The organism is Pseudomonas sp. S37 (assembly GCF_016658545.1).
Lineage (GTDB): Bacteria > Pseudomonadota > Gammaproteobacteria > Pseudomonadales > Pseudomonadaceae > Aquipseudomonas.
The window spans coordinates 1-24,833 of record NZ_JACVZC010000067.1 but is presented as its reverse complement, the minus strand read 5'-3'; the positions used below and the strand labels follow the sequence as shown (position 1 = coordinate 24,833).

17 protein-coding genes are annotated in these 24,833 nt (G+C 65.5%); 5 read left to right on the top strand and 12 right to left on the bottom strand.

Features of this window, described 5'->3' with window-relative positions; all coding sequences use genetic code 11:
- Positions 1–58: 58 nt before the first annotated feature.
- The gene (locus IAE39_RS18940) at positions 59–1,441 is read right to left on the bottom strand and encodes an APC family permease (RefSeq protein WP_201205349.1); all 1,383 of its coding nucleotides are present in this window, start codon (positions 1,439–1,441) and stop codon (positions 59–61) included.
- A gap of 280 nt (positions 1,442–1,721) precedes the next feature.
- Here IAE39_RS18940 and IAE39_RS18935 point away from each other — a divergent pair, with 280 nt between their 5' ends.
- From IAE39_RS18935 to IAE39_RS18925, 3 genes are all read left to right on the top strand, one after another.
- Positions 1,722–2,564, top strand: a complete 843-nt coding sequence (locus tag IAE39_RS18935) for a helix-turn-helix transcriptional regulator (protein ID WP_201205348.1) — start codon at positions 1,722–1,724, stop codon at positions 2,562–2,564.
- Between the two features lie 42 nt (positions 2,565–2,606).
- Entirely contained in the window at positions 2,607–3,989 is a 1,383-nt protein-coding gene (locus IAE39_RS18930; protein ID WP_201205347.1) for an aspartate aminotransferase family protein, read from the top strand.
- A gap of 243 nt (positions 3,990–4,232) precedes the next feature.
- On the top strand, positions 4,233–5,726 hold the full coding sequence (locus tag IAE39_RS18925; protein WP_201205346.1) for an aldehyde dehydrogenase: 1,494 nt from the start codon (positions 4,233–4,235) through the stop codon (positions 5,724–5,726).
- 46 nt (positions 5,727–5,772) lie between these two features.
- Here the strand turns inward: IAE39_RS18925 and IAE39_RS18920 are convergent, their stop codons facing one another.
- The 7 genes from IAE39_RS18920 to IAE39_RS18890 form a co-directional block, all read right to left on the bottom strand.
- Positions 5,773–8,016, bottom strand: a complete 2,244-nt coding sequence (locus IAE39_RS18920; protein ID WP_201205345.1) for a TonB-dependent receptor — start codon at positions 8,014–8,016, stop codon at positions 5,773–5,775.
- Between the two features lie 117 nt (positions 8,017–8,133).
- A complete protein-coding gene (locus IAE39_RS18915) occupies positions 8,134–9,123 on the bottom strand; it encodes a siderophore ABC transporter substrate-binding protein (RefSeq protein ID WP_201205344.1) in 990 nt (329 codons plus the stop codon).
- Positions 9,123–9,896 (bottom strand): iron ABC transporter ATP-binding protein, encoded by a 774-nt coding sequence (locus IAE39_RS18910; protein ID WP_201205342.1) that lies wholly within the window; start codon positions 9,894–9,896, stop codon positions 9,123–9,125. Before IAE39_RS18910 ends, IAE39_RS18915 begins: the two co-directional genes overlap by 1 nt.
- Positions 9,893–10,834: an iron chelate uptake ABC transporter family permease subunit gene (locus IAE39_RS18905; RefSeq protein WP_201205340.1), complete on the bottom strand. Its 942-nt coding sequence runs from the start codon at positions 10,832–10,834 to the stop codon at positions 9,893–9,895. The genes IAE39_RS18910 and IAE39_RS18905 overlap by 4 nt, the downstream gene beginning before the upstream one ends.
- The gene (locus IAE39_RS18900; protein ID WP_201205338.1) at positions 10,831–11,772 is read right to left on the bottom strand and encodes an ABC transporter permease; all 942 of its coding nucleotides are present in this window, start codon (positions 11,770–11,772) and stop codon (positions 10,831–10,833) included. Before IAE39_RS18900 ends, IAE39_RS18905 begins: the two co-directional genes overlap by 4 nt.
- Entirely contained in the window at positions 11,772–13,529 is a 1,758-nt protein-coding gene (locus IAE39_RS18895) for an ABC transporter ATP-binding protein (protein ID WP_201205336.1), read from the bottom strand. The genes IAE39_RS18900 and IAE39_RS18895 overlap by 1 nt, the downstream gene beginning before the upstream one ends.
- Positions 13,523–15,316 (bottom strand): ABC transporter ATP-binding protein, encoded by a 1,794-nt coding sequence (locus IAE39_RS18890; protein WP_201205334.1) that lies wholly within the window; start codon positions 15,314–15,316, stop codon positions 13,523–13,525. Before IAE39_RS18890 ends, IAE39_RS18895 begins: the two co-directional genes overlap by 7 nt.
- 110 nt (positions 15,317–15,426) lie before the next feature.
- On the opposite strand from IAE39_RS18890, the gene IAE39_RS18885 reads away from it, so the two are divergent.
- Positions 15,427–16,056 carry a TetR/AcrR family transcriptional regulator gene (locus IAE39_RS18885; protein ID WP_201205332.1) on the top strand — a complete coding sequence of 210 codons (630 nt, stop codon included), beginning with the start codon at positions 15,427–15,429 and terminating at the stop codon, positions 16,054–16,056.
- A 142-nt stretch (positions 16,057–16,198) separates the two neighbouring features.
- A complete protein-coding gene (locus tag IAE39_RS18880) occupies positions 16,199–19,072 on the top strand; it encodes an HD domain-containing phosphohydrolase (protein WP_201205330.1) in 2,874 nt (957 codons plus the stop codon).
- A 3-nt stretch (positions 19,073–19,075) separates the two neighbouring features.
- On the opposite strand, the gene IAE39_RS29730 is transcribed toward IAE39_RS18880, so the two are convergent.
- The 4 genes from IAE39_RS29730 to IAE39_RS18860 form a co-directional block, all read right to left on the bottom strand.
- The gene (locus tag IAE39_RS29730) at positions 19,076–19,897 is read right to left on the bottom strand and encodes a sigma 54-interacting transcriptional regulator (RefSeq protein ID WP_328825621.1); all 822 of its coding nucleotides are present in this window, start codon (positions 19,895–19,897) and stop codon (positions 19,076–19,078) included.
- A gap of 1,053 nt (positions 19,898–20,950) precedes the next feature.
- Positions 20,951–21,841, bottom strand: coding sequence for a transporter (locus IAE39_RS18870; protein ID WP_201205328.1), 891 nt, complete (start codon positions 21,839–21,841; stop codon positions 20,951–20,953).
- Positions 21,842–21,901: 60 nt separating this feature from the next.
- Positions 21,902–23,026 (bottom strand): NAD(P)-dependent alcohol dehydrogenase, encoded by a 1,125-nt coding sequence (locus tag IAE39_RS18865; protein WP_201205326.1) that lies wholly within the window; start codon positions 23,024–23,026, stop codon positions 21,902–21,904.
- An 18-nt stretch (positions 23,027–23,044) separates the two neighbouring features.
- Complete coding sequence (locus tag IAE39_RS18860) at positions 23,045–24,514, bottom strand: benzaldehyde dehydrogenase (protein ID WP_201205324.1); 1,470 nt, start codon at positions 24,512–24,514, stop codon at positions 23,045–23,047.
- Between the last annotated feature and the right edge of the window lie 319 nt (positions 24,515–24,833).

Sequence of the window (24,833 nt, the reverse complement as noted above, 5' to 3'; positions counted from 1 at the left end):
TTCTGCGCCTGCCTTGAAGGAGATGCAGGCTGCTCCCACAGCGAGCGCGCGGGCTTTCTCAGTCAGCCATCTGCAACTCCGGCAGCTTCACCCGGAACGCCCGGGTCAACCCCAGCAGCACCAGCAGCCCCATGCCCATCCAGCACAGGCCGATGGTGAACGACAGGCTGGTCAGGCTGCTCCACAGCCACAATGTGCTGAGAAAGCCCAGCCCGGGAATGGCGCCATACAGCAACACGTTGCGGCCACCGCGCAGCTTCTGGTCGACCAGGTAGTGCTTGACCACCGCCAGGTTCACTGCCGAAAAGGCGAACAGCGCGCCGAAGCTGATCATGTTGGCCACGGTGTCGAGGGTGATGACCAGGGCGATCAGCGACAGCAGGCTGACCACCATAATGGCCGTGGCCGGCACACGCTTCTTGGTCACCAGCTGGCCGAACGCACGCGGTAATGCGCCGTCGCGGCCCATGGCGAACAGCACCCGCGATACGCTGGCCTGGGACACCATGGCCGAGGCGAAGCAGCCGGCGACGTAGGTGGCAGTGAAGGCGGTGACCAGCAGTTCCCCACCGACCCGGCGCATGACATCGACCGAGGCCGAATCCGGGTCGGCAAAGCTGCCCCAGTCGGGGAACACCATCTGGGCGCAGTACGACACCACCAGGAACAGCAAGCCGCCAATCAGTGACACGGCAAGGATCGCCACCGGAATGCGGTAGGTGGGGTTGCTGGTTTCCTCGGCCATGGTCGATACCGCATCAAAGCCCAGAAACGACAGGCACAGCACCGCAGCGCCGGTCATGATCAGCGGCACGCTGAAACCTTCATGGTGGAAGGGGGCCAGCAGCGACACCGGCTCCGCCTGGCCGCTGAGCTTGAGCACCGACAGGCTGACGAAGACGATGATGAACACCAACTGCGCCACCACCAGGATCCAGTTCACCCGGGTGATCGACTCGATGCCGATCAGGTTGAGGAAGGTGACCAGGGCAATGGAACCGGCCACCCACACCCAGGCGTGGATGGCCGGGAAGTATTCCGACATGTAGATGCCGATCAGCAGGTAGCTGAGCAGCGGCAGGAAGATGTAGTCGAGCAGCAGGGTCCAGCCGGTGATGAAACCGATGTGGCTGCCAAAGGCCTTGCGCGTGTAGGTGTAGACCGAGCCGGAGTAGGGGTGGGCCTGAACCATGCGGCCGTAGCTGTAGGCGGTCAGCAGCATGGCGGCGAGGGTCAGTAGATAGGCGGTGGGCAGGTGCCCTTTGGTCATCTGGGTGACCAGCCCATAGGTGGTGAACACGGCCAGCGGCACCATGTAGGCCAGGCCGAACAGCACCAGGGCGGTCATGCTCATGGACTTGCGGAAACGGCCATTGGTGGCGGCGGGTTGCGAGGGTGCATGCGGGGCGGTGGGATGAGCTGTACTTGTTGTTGTATGCATTGCTAACTCCTGGAAAGGGATGCAGGCCACCGCGGCAGGCGAGCAGGCTCGCTACCGGTGGGCGTTGTGCAAGGAGGTCGAGCGCAAGGCTCGCAGCGCTGGGGCGGGTTGATGCTCCCATACCCTGCCGGCACCCGGAATCACCCTTTGGGGTGAGCCCGGGCCGCCGCGAACGTGCTCACCCCAAAGGGTGATTTCGGTGTCGGCAATGCCATGGGAGTATCTGCTCAACAACGCACCGCACTGGCGGCGGTGCCTTACTTCATACGGCAGGCCGACAGTGACTAATCAATTGCTTTCAGAACAGTGGTTCGAGCACCTGGCCAAGGTCACCGAGGCGATCGGCCGGCCAGGCTTTGCCGCCAACCTGTTTACGGCACTGGGCGTGATCCGGCCGATCCAGGCCACCACGGTGTACCTGTACCCGCACGACGGCATGCCTTGCGCACTGTTCGAACAGGACGACAAGGCGCCCTGGCAGCCCGAGGGCAATGTCAGCCGCTACCTGTCGGGCTTTTACCTGCTCGACCCGTTCTACGGTGCCTGCGTGGAGCAGGTCGAGTCCGGCTGCTACGGCCTGTTCGAGGTAGCGCCCGACCATTTCGAGGTCAGCGAGTACTACCAGTCGTTCTATCGCCACTCGCACCTGGAGGATGAGCTCAACTACATCCTGCAGGTAGCGCCCGGGCAGAGCCTGGCAGTGTCGCTGGCTTTCACCGACAAACTCGACCCGCAAAGCCGCGCGCTATTCGGGCGTATCACGCCCTGGGTGCTGGCAGTGCTGCGCAAGCACTTCGCCGGGCTGGACAGCCGCGCCGGGCGCTTCGAGAACATCCTCGAACAACGCATCCATGCCGCGCTGAACAACTTCGGCAGCTCGTTGCTGACCGAGCGTGAATGCCGCATTGCCCAGCTGATCTTGCGTGGCCATTCGACCAAATCGCTGGCCGAGCGCCTGGGCGTGTCGGAAGACACCATCAAGTCCCACCGCAAGAACGTCTACGCCAAGCTCGACATCGGCACCCAGTCCGAGCTGTTTTCCCTGTTCATCGACGCGCTGGCCAATGCCCAGGGCGTGCTGGGCAAGGACCCGCTGGAAAGCTACATGGGCAAGCTGCGCTGAATGCCGGCTGCCTTGCACCCCCACCGCAAAGGAAAACCAACAATGAACGCGCCTTTCGCCCCGCAACGCCAGACCCGTGACTACCAGGCAGCCGACGCCGCGCACCACATCCATGCCTTCCTCGACCAGAAGGCGCTGAACGCCGAAGGGCCGCGGGTGATCGTCGGTGGCGAACGCCTGCACCTGTGGGACAGCGAGGGCAAGCGCTACCTGGATGGCATGTCGGGCCTGTGGTGCACCCAACTGGGCTACGGCCGCCGCGACCTGACCGCTGCCGCTGCCACGCAGATGGACCAGCTGGCGTACTACAACATGTTTTTCCACACCACCCACCCGGCGGTGATCGAACTGTCCGAACTGCTGTTCAGCCTGCTGCCGGGGCACTACAGCCACGCGATCTACACCAACTCCGGCTCTGAGGCCAACGAGGTTCTGATCCGCACCGTGCGCCGCTATTGGCAGGTAGTTGGCCAGCCGAGCAAGAAGATCATGATCGGCCGCTGGAACGGTTACCACGGCTCGACCCTGGCGGCCACGGCGCTGGGCGGCATGAAATTCATGCACGAAATGGGCGGGCTTATCCCGGATGTGGCGCACATTGACGAGCCATACTGGTACGCCGAGGGTGGCGAGCTGAGCCCGGCCGAGTTCGGCCGCCGCTGCGCCTTGCAGCTGGAGGAAAAAATTCTCGAGCTGGGCGCCGAAAACGTTGCCGGCTTCATCGCCGAGCCGTTCCAGGGCGCAGGCGGCATGATCTTCCCGCCGGAAAGCTACTGGCCGGAAATTCAGCGCATCTGCCGCCAGTACGATGTGCTGCTGTGTGCCGACGAGGTGATTGGTGGCTTTGGCCGCACCGGCGAGTGGTTTGCCCACGAGTACTTCGGCTTCGAGCCCGACACCCTGTCGATTGCCAAGGGCCTGACCAGCGGCTACGTGCCCATGGGCGGCCTGGTGCTGAGCAAGCGCATTGCCGAAGCACTGGTGGAGCGGGGCGGGGTATTCGCCCACGGCCTGACCTATTCCGGGCACCCGGTGGCAGCGGCGGTGGCCATCGCCAACCTGAAAGCCCTGCGGGACGAAGGCATCGTGCGCCAGGTGAAAGACGACACCGGGCCGTACCTGCAGCGCATCCTGCGCGAGGTGTTTGCCGACCACCCGTTGATTGGCCAGGTGCAGGGCGCCGGGCTGGTGGCGGCGCTGCAGTTCGCCGAGCACAAGCCGACACGCAAGCGCTTTGCCAACGAAAACGACCTGGCCTGGCAGTGCCGTACCTTTGGTTTCGAGGAAGGGGTGATCATCCGTTCGACCCTGGGGCGGATGATCATGGCCCCGGCCTTGATCGCCAACCACAGTGAACTGGATGAACTGGTAGAGAAGACCCGCATTGCCGTGGACCGCACGGCGCGGCTGGTCGGCAAACTCTAAAGATCTGCGAGCGCACCGCAGCCCCTGTGGGAGCGGGTTCACCCGCGAAGAATACAACGCGGTACATGGCACCGGCTTCGCCGGTGTTCGCGGGTGAACCCGCTCCCAGAGGTATCGCGCTGCTTGCAGGGGCAACGCTGTCCCTGTAGGAGCGGCCTTGTGTCGCGATTGGGCTGCACAGCAGCCCCGGCGATTTGCCTGCGGGACGATGCCCCTGATAAAAAACGACTGCCTGGAGTACAAATGTACACCCTCGAATTCTGGCAACAACGCGCCTCGGACCTGTACCTCCCGGCCAGTGCGCTGATCGACGGCAAACCCGTCAATGCCCAGGGCGGCGCCACCTTCGCCGCCATCAACCCCGCCACCAACAACGTTCTGGCCCAGGTCACCGCTTGCGGCCAGGCCGAAGTCGACCTGGCCGTCGCCAGTGCCCGCCGGGCCTACGAGCAAGGCCCATGGCCGCGCATGGCCCCGGGCGAGCGCAAGAAAGTGCTGCTGCGCCTGGCCGAGCTGATCATGGCCCATCGCGAAGAACTGGCCCTGCTGGACTCGCTGAACATGGGCAAACCGGTGATGGACGCCTACAACATCGATGTGCCGGGCTCGGCACAGGTATTCGCCTGGTACGGCGAGGCGCTGGACAAACTGTACGACCAGGTCGCGCCCACCGCCGCCAACGCACTGGCCACCATCACCCGCGAAGCCCTTGGCGTAGTCGCGGCCGTGGTGCCGTGGAACTTCCCGCTCGACATGGCCGCCTGGAAGCTGGCCCCGGCGCTGGCTGCCGGCAACAGCGTAGTGCTCAAGCCTGCCGAGCAATCACCGTTCTCCGCCCTGCGCCTGGCCCAACTGGCGCTGGAAGCCGGTTTGCCGGAAGGCGTGCTGAACGTGGTGCCGGGCCTGGGCGAGCAGGCCGGGCAGGCGCTGGGCCTGCACCCGGATGTGGATTGCCTGGTGTTCACCGGCTCCACCCAGGTGGGCAAGTACTTCATGCAGTACTCGGCGCAGTCCAACCTCAAACAGGTATGGCTGGAGTGCGGCGGCAAGAGCCCCAACCTGGTGTTCGAAAACTGCCAGGACCTGGACCTGGCTGCAGAAAAGGCCGCCTTTGGCATTTTCTTCAACCAGGGCGAAGTGTGTTCGGCCAACTCGCGGCTGTACGTGCAGCGTTCCATTCACGATGAGTTCATCGAACGCCTGCAGGCCAAGGCCCGCCAATGGCTACCCGGCAACCCGCTGGACCCGGCGAGCCGTGCCGGGGCGATTGTCGATGCCGAACAGACCGGGCGCATCGAGGCCGCCATTACCCGTGCCGGGCAACAGGGCGCGCAGTGGGTGTGTGGTGGCAAACGCTTGACCATCAATGGCTCGGACAACTACATCGAGCCGACCATTTTTGCCGGTGTCGATGGCCGCATGAGCCTGGCGCAGGAAGAAGTGTTCGGGCCGGTGCTGGCGGTCAGTGCCTTCGACACCGAAGAGCAGGCGATACGCCTGGCCAACGACAGCATCTATGGCCTGGCGGCCTCGGTGTGGAGCGATGACTTCAACCAGGTGCACCGGGTGGCACGGGCACTGAAGGCCGGCACCGTGTCGGTGAACACGGTCGATGCGCTGGATGTGACGGTGCCGTTCGGTGGTGGCAGGCAGTCGGGGTTTGGCCGTGATTTGTCGTTGCATTCGTTCGACAAGTATTCGCAGCTCAAGACTACCTGGTACCAGTTGCGCGCGTAGCAGCCGCCGGCACGTTCCCACAGGGGCCGTGCCGGCAGTTACTGCTTCAGAAATTCACGCTCGCCGACAGCTGATAGGTGCGTGGCGCCCCCAGCCCCAGGCTCTGGGTCAACGGCACGCCCCAGTAGTCCTTGTCCCCCAGGTTGGCGATGTTCGCGCGCAGGGTAACCGGCTTGCTGGCGACCAGGGTCACGTAGCGGGCACCTACGTCAAACACGGTGTACCCCGGAATCGACAGGCTGTTCTCGGCATTGAGGTATTGCTTGGACTGCGAAGTCACATTACCCGTCAGCGTCAGCCCGTCCAGGCCAGGGATATCCCATTCCATGCCCAGCTTGCCCTGCAGCTTGGGGTAGGCGGTGGCTGTCTTGCCGTCGTTGGTGCCACCTTGGGTCTTGGTCAGCTTGGGGTCGACATACGCCACGCCGCCCATCAGGCGCACATCCGGCAAGGGCGCGCCGAAGAAGCTCCATTCCACGCCTCGGTTGCGCTGCTCGCCACCGAACGAATAAATATTGGTGACCGGGTCCGTCATGCTGCCCGGACGCTTGATTTCATAGAGCGCCAACGTGTGGCTGAAGGTACCCAGGTCAAGCTTCAGGCCGACTTCCTTTTGCTTGGACTTGTACGGTGCGAACACATCGCCGTAGTTGGCGGCGGTAATCGGCGCTGCGGTACCTTTGCTCAGCCCCTCGATGTAATTGGCGTACAGCGACAGCTGGTCGGTCAGCCTGAACAGGATGGCCCCGGCGGGCGTGGTGGCGTGGGTGTCGTAACCGGGTTTGTTGCGCGCACCGGTGTTGACGTTGAAGGTGTCGGTGACCACTTCCTGGCGGCGCACGCCCAGGGTCAGTTGCACACGGTCGTCCAGCATCGACAGGGTGTCGGCGATGCCATAGCTTTTCAGGTCGTTTTCCGTGTGGGCAATCGCCGGCCAGGCTTCGGGCGCTTTCGGGCCCCACGCCGGGTGGTAGATGTTGGTGGTCCAGCTAGGGCCGGCACCGCGGCGGCCAAAGTCCTTTTGCGTGTCGCTGTACTGGGTCGCGTTGAGCGACCACTGGTGGCCGATACCGAAGGTGTCGAAATGGCCACGCAGGCCCACTTCGGCCGAGGTCTTGTGGATCTGCATCTGCAACTGGCCCATGTCGGTCCTGAAGTCGCCGGCACTGTTGAGCAGCGTGGCGGTCAGCGCGCCACTGTAGTGGTAGTCGGTCTTGCTGGTGCCGATGGCGCCGTAGGCCAGCAACTGGTCGCTCAGTTCGTACTCGCCGCGCAGGATCACGCCCTTGTCCTTGGTTTCGACGAAGGCCCAGTCGGGGTTGAGCAACGTGTCGTTTTTCGGTGGCCTGGGCACCGGTACACCGTCAGCCAGGCCCATGCCGCGGTTCTGGCCGCGGATATGGTCGTCAGTGTCGAACACATCGAGCGCCAGCTTGCCACGCTCGCCCCGCCAGTCCAGCGCCAGCGCAGACAGCACGTTGCGCTGACGTTGGTCGTCGATGGCGGCGTCGCCGTCACGGTACATGCCGTTGAAACGCACGCCGAACTGGTTGTTTTCGCCGAAGCGCCGGCCGACGTCGACATGGCCACCCAACTGGGCGTCGGACGCGTAGGTGGCGGTGACCCGGGTCAGCGGGGTATCGCTGGCGCGCTTGGGAATCAGGTTGACGATACCGCCCACCGAGCCGCCAGGTGGCATGCCGTTGAGCAGCGCCGATGGGCCTTTGAGCACTTCGATGCGCTCGTACATTTCGGGTGAGGCGCGGTAGTACGGCGCCATGCCGAACAGGCCATCGACTGTCATGTCGCTGACGCTGGTCTGGAAACCGCGGATCGAGTAGTTCTCGCTGTAGGTGCCGGTCAGGCCGTTGCTGAACACCGACGGGTCGGTGGCGGCGATGACATCGGTGATGTCCCTGGCCTGCAGGTCCTGGATGTAGGTGTCGGTATAGCTGACCGTGCTGAACGGCGTCTCCATGAAGTCTTTGTTGCCCAGCAGGCCGACGCGCCCGCCAGTGGCCACCTGGCCGCCGGCATACTCGGGCGGCAGCGCCTCGGCGGCGCTGGCCTGGGCGTCGATCAGGGTCGCCGGCAGCTCCGGCGTTGCAGTCTTGTCTTCGGTGGCCTGCTGTGCGCGGCTGCTGGTGGTGTCGGCGTATGCGCCCATTGGCGCCAGTGTGCAGCTACCCAGGGCCAGGCCGATGAACACGGCATGGGCCAGCGGAGTGCGCTGAAGTGCAGGCAACGTCGGGGCAGGGGAAGGGAGTGAGTGCAAGGGACGGTGGGACACGCGATGGCTCCAGAGGGGCGGATGGCAGACAGTGTTTTTGGGTTTTAAAAGCGAAGACGTAAGGCAAATGAGAATCACGCGCTAACGTAATGGCGGGCATTGGCAAGCAGGCATGGCTTAGTCCTGGTAGCCCTTGATCACGTCGTCGGCGATCAACGCCAGCGAGGTCGGGCTGGCGGCGGTGACGTACCAGGCTTCGGGGTCGACGAACACTACGCGGCCGTGCTTCCAGGCGTTGGTCTGGCGCAGCAGCGGGTTGGCCAGGGTTTCAGCCGTCATCAGCGGGCGGTGCTCCATGACCGCAGTGCGGTCCACCACGTAAAGGATGTCGGGGTTGGCCTGCTGGATGAATTCGCTGGAAATCGGCTGGCCATGCAGGCCGGTATCCAGGGTGGCGGTGGCCGGTTTGACGCCCAGGTCATTGAAGATGAAGCCGTAGCGCGAGTGCACGCCGAAGGCGCTGAAGGCGCCGTTGTTGTGCAGCACCACCAGCGCCCGTTCCGGTCGCTCGCGGGTCACGTCGCGCACCTTGGCCAGCCTGGCTTCCAGTTCGGCGGCCTTGGCCTGGGCCAGGTCCTGCTTGCCGAATACCTGGCCCAGGCTGGCCAGGTGCTGCTTGACCACTGCCACGTGGCCGGCCTGGCTGTCGCGGTAATCCACGTCGAAGTGCAGGGTCGGCGCCATTTCGCTTAGCTCGGCGTAGTGGCTGGCCTGTAGCGAGGTCATCAGGATCAGGTCGGGCCGGGCGGCATGTACCCGCTCAAGGTTGGGCTGCACGATCGAGCCGACATCGGCGGTTTGGGTTGCATCCTTGTAATGGGCGAGGAAGTGCGGCACGAAATCCTTGGGCATGCCGGCCACAGCCACGCCCAGTTGGTCAAGGAAGTCCACCTCGTTCATGTCCAGCGCCACTGCGCGCTGGGGTAACTGGTTGATCACCGTGGTGCCCAGCTTGTGTTGCACGCTCACGGGCGTGTAGCTGCCGTGGGCTTCGGATTTGACCGTTGCCGGGGTGTTTGCCGAAGGCTCGTTGCAGCCATGCAGGGCCAGGGTAGCGCCTAGCAGCAGCGCCAAGGGCCAGCCGCTGGCGAGGGGGTTGCGGTTCATCATTGTGCTCCGGGTGGGTTGAAGTAGTTGCACAGACGGCCGCGCGCGCCGTGGCTGATTTCGAAATCCAGCCCGTACAGCGCGTGCAGTTGTCGTTCGGTTACCACTTGGTCGACGCTGCCGCTGCAGTGCACCCGGCCACCCTGCATGGCGACGATGTAGTCGGAATAGGCGGCGGCGAAGTTGATGTCATGCACCACCAGCACCACCGTGCGGCCGAATTCGTCGCACAGCCGGCGCAGGGCGCGCATGATCTGCACCGCGTGGCGCATGTCGAGGTTGTTCAGCGGCTCGTCGAGCAGCAGGCAGTCGGTTTGCTGGGCAATGGTCATGGCCAGAAACGCCATTTGCCGCTGGCCGCCGCTGAGCTCATCGAGGTAGGCGTGGCGCAATGGCTCCAGGGCAAGAAATGCAATGGCCTGGTCGATGGCCTGGTGGTCTTCAGGGGTGAGCGCACCGCGGCTGTAGGGGAAGCGACCGAAGCCGACCAGCTCGTCGACCGTGAGGCGCAGGTTGAAATCGACCGCCTGGCGCAGGGTGGCGACGCGCCGGGCGTAGGCACCGATGGCGATGTTGCCGATGCTTTGCCCGTCCAGGCGGATGTCGCCGCTACTGGGTTCCAGTAGCCGCGCCAGCATCATCAGCAAGGACGTCTTGCCGGCGCCGTTGGGGCCGATCAGCGACGTCAGTTGCTGGCGCGGGAAGCTGGCGTTTACCCCGCTCAATACGGCTTTGCTACCGTAACGCTTGTGCAGGTCATGGACAGTAATCATGCGGCTCCCCGGTTACGCACCATCAGGGCGAGGAAGTAGGTGCCACACACCAGGTTCACAAGGATGCCGACGGTGGTCCTGTAGTTGAAGACATGCTCGACCAGCAACTGGGCGGCAATGAACACGGCGATCGCCACGGCGCTGCCGAGGGCCAGGGTGACCCGGTGGCGGAAGGTGCCGGCCACGGCGTAGGTGATGTTGGCGACAAACACGCCCATGAATGCGGTAGGCCCCAGCAGGCTGGTGGAAACCGCGACCAGTGCGGCAATCAGTGCCAGCAGCAGGCGCACGTTGCGCCGGTAGTCCACGCCCAGCGAAATCGCCTGGTCGCGGCCCAGCGCCAGCACGTCCAGTACCGGCAGCGCCCTGGCCAGCAGTACGCAAAGCCCGGCCACCAGCACGCCCGCATACAGCAACAGCTGCGCTGAAGCGCGGTTGAACGAGGCCAGGGTGTAGCCCTGCAGCATCGAGAACTCGCCAGGGCTGGCCTTCAGCTGCACAAACTGGGTAAAGGTGGCCATGACCATGGTCAGCACCAGGCCGACCAGCAGCAGGAAGTACAGGTTGCTGTTGCCGTCGCGAAACAGCCAGCGCTGCAGCGCCCACGAATAGCCCAGCATCAACAGCATCGAGACCAGCACGTTGCCCTGGTTGCCGAGCAGCGCCAGCCCCTGCACACCCATGGCCAGTACCAGCAACGCCTGCAGCAGCAGGTACACGGCCTCGTAACCCATGATGGCCGGGGTCAGGATGCGGTTGCCGGTCAGGGTCTGGAAGGCGATGGCCGAGCACGCCACGCAGACCCCACCGATCACCATGGCCGCCAGCCGTGCCAAGCGTTTGGGGATGACATAGGCAAAGTCCGCCCCGGCGTTGACGAACACGAACAGCAAGGCCAGGGCGACCAGCACCAGCCACACACCGTGGCGGCTTTTCATCGCTGCCTCCAGACAACCAGCCCGAGGAACATCAACCCGCCCAACCCGCCTGCGGTCAGGCCGATCGGCACCTCGAACGGGTAGATCAACAGGCGCCCGAGCAGGTCACAGACCAGCAGCAGCGATGCACCACCCAATGCCACCAGCGGCAAGGTACGGCGCAGGTTGTCGCCGTAGTGCAAGGCCACCAGGTTGGGCACGACCAGGCCGACGAAGGGAATGGCGCCGACAGCGATCACGCTGGCCGACACGGTCACGGCCACCAGCAGCAGGCCCAAGGTGACGTTGGCGGTGTAGTTCAGGCCCAGGCTGGTGGCCATGCCTTCGCCCATGCCCAGCACGGTGAAGCGCTGCGCATACAGGTAGGTGAGCAGCACGATCGGCAGGATCAGGTAGAGGATTTCGTAGCGGCCCTGTACCACCTTGGAAAAATCACCCATCAACCAGCCCTGCATGCTTTGCAGCAGGTTGAAGCGGTAGGCATAAAACTCCGCCAGTGCGCTCAGCACCCCGCCATACATCAGGCCGATCACCGGCACCAGCACCGCGTTGCGGGCGCGGATGCGGCGGATGATGGCAACGAACAGCAGGCTGGCGGCAAAACACAGGGCCAGGGCAAACAGCATGCGCAGCGGCGCGTCGGCTGCCGGCGCAACGCCCAGCGACAGCAGGATACCCAGGCGCGCAGCATCCAGCCCGCCGGTGGTGGCCGGCTCGACGAAGCGGTTGCGCACGACCTGCTGCAAGATCACCCCGCACACGGCCAGGCCGACACCGACCAGGATCAACGCGGCCAGGCGTGGCAGGCGGCTGGCACCCAGGATCAGCCAGGTATCACCGTGCCAGTTGAACACTTGCGCCCAGGCCAGCTCACTGGCACCCACCGCCAGCGAGGCCACGCACAGCAGCAGGAACAGCAGTAACCATGCCATACGCATCAGGGCTGTTCCGCCTGCGCTGCGGCGATACGCCAGCCGCTGGCCGTGCGGCGCTGCTCAAGGAAGCGCGCATAGCGCCCGCCACTGGCGCGCAGTGCCGCTGGCGTGCCTTGCTCGACGACCTGGCCGTCTTCCAGCACCACGATATGGTCGGCCATGGCCACCGTGTCGAGCTGGTGCGCAATCACCACCCGCGTGCAGCGCCCACGCAGGCTGTGCAGGGTCTGGGCGATCACCGCCTGGTTCTCGGCATCCAGCGCGGCAGTTGCTTCATCCACCAGCAGCACGGGCGCTTGCCGGATCAAGGCGCGGGCGATGGTCACACGTTGGCGTTCGCCGCCAGACAACCGCGCGCCCCCTTCACCCACCGCGGTGGCGAGGCCCTCGGGTAGCCGCTCGAGAGTGCCCGTCAGCCCGGCCATGCGCACTGCCTGCAGTACCTCTGCGTCGCTGGCGTCGGGTTTGCCGATGCGGATGTTGTCGGCGATGCTGCCCTGGAACAGCCAGGTGTCCTGCAGCACCTGGCTGATGCTGTCGGTCAGGCTGGCGCGGGTCATCTTGCGCACGTCCACGCCACCGATCTGCACACGGCCTTGGGTGGCATCGAAGAACCGCGCTATCAGGTGCATCAGCGAGGTCTTGCCCGAGCCCGAGGCACCGATGATCGCGGTCATGCTGCCTGCCGGAATGTGCAGGTTCACCCCACGTAGCACGTCAGGCCCGGCTGCGCTGTAGCGCAAGCTCACCCCGTGCAGGTCGATGGCACCGTCCAGCGGCTGCAGAGGCAAAGTGGGCTCTGGCAGCGGCGTGGCGGCCAGGATCCGCTCGATTTCCTGCAACTGGCCATGCGCCCCGCGCAGGATTTCGACATGGCTGGCCACGTCCTGCAGCGGGTCGATGAAACGGCAGACCAGTACCAGCGCCACGATCACTGCCACGGCGCCCTCTGCCGGGTCGCCGGCCAGGTCGCCCAGCCACAGGCCAGCGGCCAGCAGCAGCGCGGCAAAGGTGGCCTGTACCGCCCAGCTGTTGAGCAGCGCAGCCAGCGAAGCGCGGATGATCAGGCCCATGCCGCTGTTGCGCTGCTGCTCCAGGCTTTGTGCCAGCAAGCGCGTGCCACCGCCATCACCGTTGAAGGCGCGCAACACCGACTGGGCCTGGGCAAACTCGACCATGCGCTGGCTGGTGGCGGCAAAGTGCTGCTGGAACCTGTGGTCGGCGCGGCGCCCCAGGCGGGTGCTGAACAACAGCACCGCGACCAGTAGCGGCAGCGCCATCAGGGCTACCAGGGCCAGCGGCGGGTGCAGGGCAAACAGCGTTACTAGCAGCACCAGCGGGATGATGCTGCCACTGATCAGTGGCGTCAGCACATGGGCCGGCAACTGTGCCACGGCCATGGTGCCCTGGGTAATCACATGCCCCAGGCGTGCGCTGTTGTCGGGGGTGAACCAGCCCAGCGGTAATTGCGCCACATGGGCGCCAAGGTGCTGGCGGCCGCCTTGCAGCACTGCCACCGCCAGGCCTATGCCGGCCTGTTCCACCCGGCGGCGCCAGGCCCAGCACAGCGCCATGCCGGCAGCCAGCGCGGCCAGCCAGGCACTGGCGGCCGGCATCTCGTTGTTCAGCAAGTGCAACATGACCGGCGCCAGGGTGCTGATGGTCAGGCCACTGAACACGCCATACAGCACGGTCATCAGCAAATAGCGGCGCGCGGCCGGGGCATGGCCACCCAGCAGTTGAATGAAGGTTTTCAGCATGTTGGCAGCGCCTTGCTCTCGGTGTCCTGGTAACCGCCCTGTGCCCACAGCCGGGCATACAGCCCTTGCCGGGCCAGCAACTCGTCATGGCGCCCCTGCTCACGCAGCACGCCCTGGTCGAGCACCAGGATCTGATCCGCGTGCATCACCGTGTCCAGCCGGTGGGCGATAACCAGCAGGGTGCGGCCCTGGGCAAAGCGGGCGAGGGCGTGCTGGATGGCCGCTTCGCTTTCGGCATCGGCCGCCGCGGTGGCCTCGTCCAGTACCAGCAGCGGCGGGTCGAGCAACACGGCCCGGGCAATGCTCAGGCGCTGTTGTTCGCCGCCAGACAGTTGTGCGTCTTCGCCGATCACCGCGTCATAACCGCGTGGCAGTTGCAGGATGCGCGAGTGAATATTGGCCAGGCGGGCTGCCGCCTCGATCTGCGCGCGGGTTGCGCCTGGCTGGCCGAGGGCAATGTTGTCGGCCACGCTGGCATGGATCAGCCGCACGTCCTGCAGCACAAAGCCGATGCGCCGGTACAGCTCACGGCTTTCGACCTGGCGCAGGTCGACGTCACCCAGCGTTATGCGCCCTGCATCCGGGTCGAAGAAGCGCAGCAGCAGGCGCGCCAGGGTCGACTTGCCGGCACCGGAGGGGCCGATGATGGCGGTGGTGGTGCCGGGGGCCAGGGTGAAGCTGACATCGCTGAGCACCTTGCTGCCGGCGACGTAGGCATGGCTGACCTGCTCCACGCGCACCTCGCTGCCGTTGGGCAGGCGGGCAGGTACAGGCGGCGGCAGTACAGGCGTGTCCAGCAGCGCTTGTACGCGCTGGGCCGCCGCAACTGCGTTATTGAGGTCATGGGTAATGAAATGCAGCAGCTGCAAGGGCGCACACAGCCCAGGCGTGACCAGGGCAAACGGCAGTATCTGCAGCGGCTCGATCCAGCCCATGGCAACGAACAGCATGCCGGCCAGCAGCACCACACCCAGCACCGTAACCGGTGCGATCAAGGCGTTGGCCCGGGCCATGGACGCGACCAGTGGGCGGGTGAAGCCGGTGAACGTGGCGGCGAAGTCATCGACTGCAGCCCGGTAGCGGTCCTGGGCGTTGCCGCGGTCGCCGAACGCCTTGACCAGCGGCATGCCGTTGACGAACTCGACCACAGCATTGTCGATGCGCGCCATGCCGGCCACCACATCGCCCATGTGTTGCGCGCTGGCCTTGACCGCGCGCTGCAGGAACACGAAGAACGCAGGGAACGGCAACAGTGCGATCAGCGCCAGGCGCCAGTCCATGGCGAACAGGTAGATCACCGACACCAGCACGGCACCCACGGCACGCCCCAGCGTGGTGAAAAAGTGTGCGGTCAGGCTGTGCAGGGTACCGATATCGTCCTGCATGGCCCGTTTCACCTCGCTCGACGCGCGCTCGCTGAACCAGCCGAGTGGCACCTGCATCAGGCGCTGGCCGATGGCGACGCGCAACTGATGGGTGATGTGGTTGTCGGCCTGGTGTGCCAGCAGCTCACCGGCGGTCACCAGGCCCATGCCGGCGAACAGGCTGGCGACGCTGACGGCGATGGCCCAGCCGATTGCGCCCGCATTGCCTGATGTGCCGAGGGTCAGCTGGGCGATATGGGCAATGCCTGCCAGCGGCACCAGTGTCAGCATCGAGCCGCCTGCTGCCAGCAGCGTGGCAATGACCAGGCGCCCGCGAATGGGGGCGAGCACACGGCTGAGTGGGCCGCGAACCTTGCCTGTGGCAGGGGCGGAAGGGTCGAGCTTGGGGGGCGAATCAGACATGAAGCGGGCCTGCAAAAGCTGAAAACGAATTAGTTGCATGACTATAAACTAATTTGCGAAAACCCGACAAGACGGCTACAAGACTGTCTTCACTCAGCCTGGAGGACCTGATGCAACCACCACAACGCACGCCCGGACGTGGCCGCCCGCGCACCATCACCCGTGAACGGATCGCCGACGTCAGCATTGCCATTGGCCTGCCCAACCTCACGTTCGTTGGCGTGGCCGCTGCGCTGGGGGTGAGCCACATGGCGCTGTACAAGCACGTGGCCAATATCGAAGCGCTGAAATGCCTGGTGGCCGAAGAGATCTTCCAGCGTTGGCAGATCCCGCAGGCAGACGCTGCGGCTGGCGAAAGCCTGCAGGCTTACCTGACGCGCTTTGCCCTGTCGGTGCAGGCTTTCGTCAAGGCGCACCCGGGGCTCACGCCGTATGTGATCCGCAGGCTGGCGGCGACCGAGGCGATGGTTGGCAAGATCAACGCGCACCAGGTGCACATTGCCCAGGCCTATGGCCTGAGCCTTGAGCAGGCTCGCTGGTTGCTGTCTACGGTGGCGTTCCATGGCTTTGCCGTGGCCGATACGGTGTACACGGTATCGGGGCGCGAGCCGTTGCTGGAGGCGGACCGGACCGGTGAAGAGTCGGAGATGGAGGTGGAGTTGCTGGAGGGGATGCACGCGTTGATTGTCGGGGTGCTGGTGCTGCTGGAGCAGCGCGGCTGCACCGGTGTTCGCGGGTAAGCCGGCACGCGGCTCCCACACTGGAAGGGCTGGGTGACCGCCTGCAAGTCAATTTTTTCGCCAGTGCGGCAAAAAGCCCGCCCGCCCTCTACACTGCTGCGCATATCAGCCAAGGCAATGTGCCGCACATGGAGTACCTGGGATGGGCTGCGTGTCGAAGGGCGGTGCCTCTGGCAACGCCGGGCGGGGCATTTCACTGCAATGGCTGGTGGCGCTGGCCATCATGCTGGGCATGCTGCTGCTCGGCGCCGCCCTGGCCTGGCAAGGCTATTGGGGCCTGCGCCAGACCTTGATCGCCGCCGCTGGCGATACCGCGCAGCAGGTTGGCAAGACCCTCGACGAACGCGCCCGGCGCCTGATCGACCCGGCGCAAAGCAGCATCCGCCTGCTGGCCTACAACCCGACCGCACATACCTTGGGACAACGCTTGGAGCGCCTGCCTCAACTGGTCGAAACGCTTGATGCCAACCGCATGCTTAGCGCCGCCTACCTGGGCTACCCCAACGGCGAATTCCTGCTGATACGCCGCCTGCGTGAGCCGCAGTTGTTGCAGCGCTTCGGCGCACCCGCGGGTACGGCATTCCTGGTGCAGAGCGTCAGCCGTGAGGGCGGGGCGCTGCAGGGCGAGTGGCGCTTCTACGATCAGGCCCTCAACCTGCTGCAAACCCAGGCCAGGCCCGAGTACCGCTACGATCCGCGCCAGCGCCCATGGTTCACTGACGCCTCGGCACACGCCAGCACCGTGCTGACCCACCCCTATGTGTTCTTCACCACCCGTGAAATCGGCTTGACCATGGCACAGCGCAGTGTCGACGGCGGGACCGTGATCGGCATGGACGTTTCGGTCAACGACCTGGCCAGTGAAACCCAGGACTTGCGCATCACCCCGGGCACCGAGATTGCCGTGATCGATGACCAAGGCAGTGTGGTGGCCTACCCGGAGCTGCAACGTGTCATCCTGCATGAAGGGCAGGCGGTACGCCTGTCGCGGGTTGGCGAGCTGGGCATTGCCAGCCTGCAGCAGCTGTTTGCCGAGCCGCCGCAAGGCACCCGGCCGCAGCCTTATCAGGTGGACGGCCGTACCTGGTTCGGCATGCGGGTACAACTGACCACCCTGGCCGGCCAGGACCTGCAAGTACTGATTGCGGTGCCGGCCAACGAGTTGCTGGCCGGTGCGCGCAAGGTGCTGGTCGAACAGCTGCTCTGGACCGCCACGCTGATGGCTGTGCTGCTGGTGCTCGGCGGTGTGCTGGGCCGGCGCATTGGCCGCCCGCTGCGCCTGCTGGCCGAGCAGGTGCAAGGCCTGGCCGCCTTCGATTTCAGCCGCCGGGTGGGGGTGCGCTCGCAGGTTTCGGAAGTACGCGAACTGAACCGTGTGCTGAGCCGCATGTCCGGCACCATCCGCAGTTTCCAGGCCATTACCCTCACGCTCAGCCGCGAGCGTGACCTGGAACGCATGCTCGACGGTGTGCTGACCCATCTGGTGGAGGCGGCCGGGGCCAATGCCGGTGCGGTGTACTTGTACGATGCCGAACACGCCTTGCTGCGCCTGGCCGCTTCCTGCCGGGGGGAGCAGTACGCCGGCGAGTTGGTTGTGGACGAAGGCGCCCGGCACCAGCTTGCCGCCGCAGTGACCCAGGCCCTGGGCCTGCACGACCAGAGCCTGGCGGTGGTGCTGAATGACCGCAGCCAGGCGCTGTTGGGCATCCTGGTGCTGCAGTTGGCTGACGAGCAGGCCGGTGAACCGTTCAGGCGTTTTGTCGAGGAGCTGTCGGGTGTGGCTGCGGTGGCCATCGAGACCCGTCAACTGGCCGAAGCCCAGCAACGCCTGCTGGACGCCATGATCAAGCTGCTGGCCGATGCCATCGACGCCAAGAGCCCGTATACCGGTGGCCACTGCGAACGGGTGCCGCAGCTGGCGCAGATGCTGCTGGACCAGGTGGTGGCGGCCGACAGCGGCCCCTATGCCAGCTTCAGCATGAGCGAGGCCGAGCGCTACGAATTCCGCGTGGCCGCCTGGCTGCACGACTGTGGCAAGGTCACCAGCCCCGAATACGTGGTGGACAAGGCAACCAAACTGGAAACCCTGTACAACCGCATTCACGAAGTGCGCATGCGCTTCGAAGTGCTGTGGCGCGATGCCGAGCTGGCTTATTGGCAAGGCCTGGCCGACGGTGCCGAGCCGCAAGCGCTGAAAGCTGCCCTGGCCCGTCGCCAGGCCGAACTGCAGGACGACTTCGCCTTCGTTGCCCAGGCCAACATTGGTGGTGAGTTCATGCAGGACGCTGATATCCAGCGCCTGCAACAGATCGGCCAGCGCCAGTGGCAACGCCACTTCGACAACCGCCTGGGCATTTCCCGTGATGAAGCCGAACGCTTTGCCGGTGTGCCGCCACCCGCGCTGCCGGTAGACGAACCGTTGCTGTCCGACCGCCCGGAACACCGTGTGCCGTGGGGTACGCGCACACCACCGGTGGTCAAGGGTGACCCGCGCAACACCTGGGGCTTCGACATGCGCCTGCCAGCCCATGCCAGCAACCATGGCGAGCTGTATAACCTGGCGATCCGCCGTGGCACCTTGAACGACGAAGAGCGCTTCAAGATCAACGAGCACATCGTGCAGACCATCATCATGCTCAGCGCGCTGCCGTTCCCGCGCCAGCTCAAGCGGGTGCCCGACATTGCCGGCAACCACCACGAGAAAATGGACGGCAGCGGTTACCCGCGCCGCTTGGGCGCGCAGCAGTTGGGTATTGCCGAGCGGGTGATGGCGATTGCCGACATCTTCGAGGCGCTGACCGCGGCCGACCGGCCTTACAAGCCGCCAAAGACCTTGTCCGAATCGGTGAAGATCCTGGTGTTCATGGCCCGCGACGGCCACCTCGACGACCAGCTGTTGCAGCTGTTTCTCAGCAGCGGGGTGTACCGCCAGTATGCCGAGCGCTTCCTGCGCGCCGAGCAGATCGACGAGGTGGATGTGAGCTACTGGCTGGCGCAGATGCGCTGCCCGGCCTGAGCATCACGCTTTGCCCAGGCGCTTGTACAAGGTGGTGCGCGAAATACCCAGCTCCTTGGCGGCGGCGCTGACGTTGCCGGCATGCGCCAGCAGCACGCGCTCGATCACCGCCTGGGTGGCATCGGCCAGGTTGCGCGCGCCGGCGACGGCCTGGCCTTGCAGTGCATCAGGCAGGTGTTGCACGCCAATGCACGGCTCACCGGCAGCCAGCACCCCGACCAGGCGTGCCACGTTCTCCAGTTGCCGCAGGTTGCCCGGCCAGTGGTAAGCCTGCAGCTGCTGCCGGGCCTCGGCGGCCAGCGGCGGGAAGCCCGGGCGCTGGAAAAAGCTGTCGATCAGTTGTGCCTTGTCCAGCCGCTGCTCCAGCGCGGGCAATGCAACGCGCAGGCCGTCCAGGCGGTAGAACAGGTCTTCGCGAAAACCGCCGCTGCTGACCAGGGCGGCCAGGTCCTTGTGTGTGGCGGCGATCACATGGGCCTTCAGCGCTACCGTGCTGGTGCTGCCGACGCGGGTGATCTGCCGCTCCTGCAAGGCCCGCAGCAGGCGGCTTTGCAGAGCCAGCGGCATGTCGCCGATTTCGTCGAGCAGCAGAATGCCGTCGCCAGCGGATTCCAGCAGGCCCATGGCGCCACCTTTGCGGGCACCGGTGAAGCTGACCTCGGTGTAGCCGAACAGCTCGGCTTCAATCAGGCTTTCGGGCAGGGCGGCGCAGTTGATGGCCACGAACGGGGCTTGCGGGCTGCAGTGCGCATGCAGCGCCTTGGCGAACACTTCCTTGCCGGAGCCGGTCGGCCCGGTGACCAGTACCGGCAGGTTGCCAGCCACGGCCTTGCAGGCATCGTCGAAGCGCGCGTTGACCCGCCGGTCGCTCCCAGTGTTGTGCTGCTGGCCCGCAGCGGCCGCGGCTTGGCGGTGGGCTGCGCGAGCAACCGGCCATACAGGCGTGAGCCGTCGGCCAGGGCCAGCAGCTGTGGCGAACCGTCCAGGCCGTTGTGGCTGGGGCGGTCGAACAGCTGCTCCAGGGTCAGGCCTTCAGGGCGGTAACTCGGTACGCCCAGCAACTGCTGCGCGGCACGGTTGGCCGCCTGCACCGTGCCATCCTCCTGCACCGCCAGCAGTGCCTGTAGCGGTGAACCGAGCAGCCTGGGGTCGTGTTGCAGCTCGAGGATGCGACAGCCTGGCAGGTTGAGGAAGAAGTTGTTTTCGGTGGCCAGTGCGGCATGTTTGAGGCGTTCGAGCATGGTCCCGGCGTTACGGGTGCCGATGCCGGTCAGGTCCAGCGCGCCGAGCAGCTCGCCATTGACCCCGCGTAACGGCACGCTGACGCAGAAAAACTGGGCAAATTCCTGCAGGTAGTGCTGGTTGCCGGCAACGATCGCTGGCAAGCCGTCCATCAGCGTGCAGGCTGGCGCGGTGGTGCCGACATCGACCTCGCTGACCCGGCGCCCTGCGTGCAGCGCCGACAGCGGGCTGTCGATGCCTGCGGGCTTGCGGGTCTGGACAATACGGTTGTCCGGGTTGACGCAAAACAGCATCCAGTGCGAATCGCCAATCAGCTCCCACAGCCGCTCCAGTTCGGGCTGCACGCAGGCGGCCAGTTGGCTGTCTGCCTCGGTCAGGGGCAGTACATCCAGCTGGCCGTGGGCCAGGCGCGGCTGCCACGGGCTAAGCCCGGCGGCGCGGGAACGTTCCCATGAGCGCTCGATCGGTTCGGGCAACAGCCCGGCGGGCAATGGCAGGCCTTCGGCAAACTGCTGACGGGCACTGTGCAACTGCAGCTGTAGGCGATCCATGGGTACACCTTGTGAGGGTTGGCGGCACGCTACTGACTGCGCACGTTGCGCCGCTGCCAGCAGCACGTCAAGGCTGCCGGGTGAATCAGAACAGCAGCAGCGCCCGCAGGTTGACCCCGGTGTCTTCCTGGAAACCACCGACCACGCGGGTGTCGTGGGTCAGCTGGCCGCTCAGCTGCACGGTCTTGCCGACCATCTGCTGGAACTCCAGGCGCACTTGCTGCACCTCGGTCTTCTGCCCGGTGTAGTCACCCGACAGCTGCTGCTTGCCGCCTTCGCTGGCCGAGAAGCCAAGGGCCAGGCGCTGGGCAGGGTTGAAGTCGTAGCGCAAGTTGCTCTGCAGCTGGTAGGTCGGGTCCTGGCGCAAGGTCTGGCTGCCGCTGCCGGCCTTGTCGTTGCTGCCGTAGAACACTGCATCGGCGTACCACTCCATCGACCAACGGCCCCACAGCGGCTCGACCCAGCCCAGTTGCAGGTCGCCTTTCCAGCGGTTCTCGCCCAGGTTCACCCCGGCGCCACGGTCGTATTGGCCCCAGGGCAGGTACAGCAGCGGGGTAATGCCGAAGTATCGGCCACTGGCGCCAACCCCCGGCTGGTTCACCAGCCAGAACGTTGCGCCGATGATCGGGTCGGCCATGCCGCTGTTGCTGCCCAGTGACTGCCCGGCAACCTTTACGTCGTAGACATGGCCGAAGGGCAGCAGAATCTGCGGGTCTACCGTGATGCCGGCGATCTCGGTGAAGTGGATCAGGCGCAGGATGCTGATGTTGGAGCGCAGGCGGGTGTTGTGGGTGGCATCGGGTGCGCCATCGCCATTGAAACGGTCGGCCCGGCTGAATTGCTGGTACCAGGCGGCGACGTTTGTGCCCGGCGGCAGCGCCGTGTAGTCGCCGGCATTCACATCCACGGCCTGGGCCTTGGCCGAAAGCAGCGCGCAGGCCAGCGTGCCCCAGGCCAGGCTGGAGATTTTGGTCATGTCAGGGTTTCCCTTTTTTTTGTTATGGGGCGGGGGCAGCGCATGGCTGCCCCCTGGGGGTTACTTCTGGATGCGGATGATCGGCTTGAGGGTCAGGCCCTTTTCGCTGTCTTCGGCGGCCTGGTTGATCTGCTCGAAGTCGTAGAAACGCACCAGCTTGTCGAAGGCGAAGCGGCCCTGCAGGTACAGGTTGACCAGCTCGGGGATGAACTTCTTCGGTACGCTGTCACCCTCGACGATGCCGCGGATGACCTTGCCGCCCAACAGCAGGTCGTTGACGTCGAACTGCGCGGTGGTGCCCAGCGGCGGCGCACCGACCACTCCCAGTGCGCCTCGGCTGCCGAGGGCATCCACGGCCTGGCGCAGCACCTCCGGGCGGCCGGTGGACTCCAGCGCGAATTGCACGCCGCCACCGGTTATTTCGCGGATGGCCGCGACCGGGTCCGCCTCGCGGCTGTTGACCACGTGGGTAGCACCCAGCTCCAGGGCCAGGGCCAGGCGCGACGGCACCACGTCGACCGCGATGATGGTTGCTGCGCCCGCTACTTGAGCGGCCAACACGGCAGAAAGGCCCACCGCCCCCCCACCAAAGGCGGCAAAGGCACTGCCAGGGGTGACCTTCAGCGAGTTGATCACCGCGCCGGCACCGGTCTGGATGCCGCAGCCCAGTGGGCCGAGCAGTTCGATCGGCGCTTCCTTGGGCACGCGTACGGTGTTGTTCTCGCGCCCCAAGGCGTAGGTGGCGAACGACGACTGGGCGAAGAAGTGGTCATTCAGGGCCTCGCCCTGGGCATCCTGCAGCGCGTGCTGGCCCTGGGGCCCGGCGCCACTGAAGTTGCGCCCGAAGAAGTCCTGGCAGTAGGCCGCCTGGCCGGCGTCGCAGGCCAGGCAGTGGCCGCAGTAGCCGTAGGTCATCACCACGTGGTCGCCCACGGCCAGGTTCTGCACCAGTGGGCCGACCGCCTCGACAATGCCCGAACCTTCGTGGCCAAGCACCGCCGGCAGCGGCACCGGGTAATACTGGTCGCGCACGATCATGTCGGTATGGCACATGCCAGTGGCGACGATGCGCACCAGCACCTCATCACCTTGCGGGGCGCGGATGCGCGCCTGCTCCAGCACGAAAGGGGCGCCTTTGCCACGGGTGACGGCAGCTTGAATGGGACGCAAAAGGGGTGTTGTCATTGTTATTGTTCTCCGGGGTTACAGGGGGTAGGCAGGCGCTTCGCCCTTGAGGGTCAGCCATTGCCATTGGGTGAACTCTTCCCAGTTGGCGGCACCACCGATGCTGGTGCCGTTGCCGGAAGCGCCGACGCCGCCGAACGGGTTGATGACCTCGTCGTTGACGGTCTGGTCGTTGATATGCAACAGCCCGGTGCGCAGCTGTTCGCCCAGGCGCAGGGCGCGGCCGACATCGCGGGACAGGATCGCGGCGCTCAGGCCGTAGTCGGTGTCGTTGGCCAGTTCCACCGCTTGCTCGTCGCTGTCGAACGGCACCACCACGGCTACCGGGCCGAAGATTTCTTCATGGAATGCCGGGTTGTCGCGCTGCACATCGCTGAGCACGGTCGGCTGGAAGAACAGCCCGTCGGCCGAACCGCCGGTGGCCAGTGTCGCCCCGGCAGCGTGTGCAGCTTCGACGATGCGCAAGGCGTTGTCGCGCTGCGCGGCGTTGATCAGCGGGCCGAGGTGCACCTGGCCGCTGGCCGGGTCACCCACGCTCAGGCTGCGTGCCTTGGCCACCAGGCGCTCGACGAAGGCGGCATAGATGCCCCGTTGCACCAGCAGGCGCCCGGTCGACATGCAGATCTGCCCCTGATGCAGGTACACCCCCCAGGTGGCATTGGCGATGGCCAGGTCGATGTCGGCATCGTCGAGGACAATCAGCGAGTTTTTGCCGCCGAGTTCCAGCGAAACTTTTTTCAGGTGGCGGCCGGCAGCCTCACCCACCTTGCGCCCGGCCGCCGTGGAGCCGGTGAACTGGATCATCGCCACGCTGGGGGAGGCGGTCAGCGCCGCGCCTGCCTCGGCGCCGCCCGGCAGCACATGCAGTACCCCGGCCGGCAAGCCCGCCAGTTCGAAGAGGCGGGCAATCACATGGCCGCCACACACCGCGGTGCGCGGGTCGGGTTTGAGCACGACGGCGTTGCCGGTGGCCAGTGCCGGGGCCACCGCGCGCATGGCCAGGTACAGCGGGAAGTTGAATGGCGAAATCACCCCGATCACGCCCAGTGGGCGGCGCCGGGCGATGCTCAGGCGGCCGGCGGTGGAGGGCAGCACCTCGCCCTGGCTGCGCGAAGGCAGGGCGCAGGCTTCGTGCAGCGACTTGATGGTGATGGAGGCTTCAAAGCCCGCCTTGGCTTGGGTCGAGCCGCTCTCACGCACGATCCAGTCGGCAATCTGGGCCTGGTACTGCTCGGCGATGGCGGCCGCCTTGCGCAGCACCCTGGCGCGCTCGTCGTAGGGCAGGGCATACCAGTTACGCTGGGCCTTGGCGGCCTCGCGGGCGCTTTGCTCCACCTGCTTGGCACCGGCGTTGGCCAGGGTACCCAGCGGCTGGCCGTTGCCGGGGGAGGTGACTGTGGTGGCGGGCAGTTCACCCGGCACCCAGGTACCGGTGAACAGCCGCTCATTCCAGAGATCGTTGGGCAGTAAGGTATTCACGCGAAGCATCCTGTGTGTTGTTTGTGTTCACGGATGCTTGTTGCAGGGGGTGTGCCAACGCGGCGCGGGGGTGAATTATCGGGCTGTGGGGTGGTGGGTTGTTCAGGGGTTGAACAATGGACAGCTTTTGCGGTGTACAGATTATGGACACTTTAGGGGGGTGATGTTGAGGGCTTGTCTTTGGGTTGCATGAGGGCTGCCGGGTGTTCGCCGTGGCAGTTGCAGCGTCTGTGAGATCGAGCGCCGAAGCGTTCGCCTCGACAGATTCAGCGCCTGTGAGATCGAGCGCCGCCCGCGCGGCGCTTCGCGGGTAAACCCGCTCCTACGT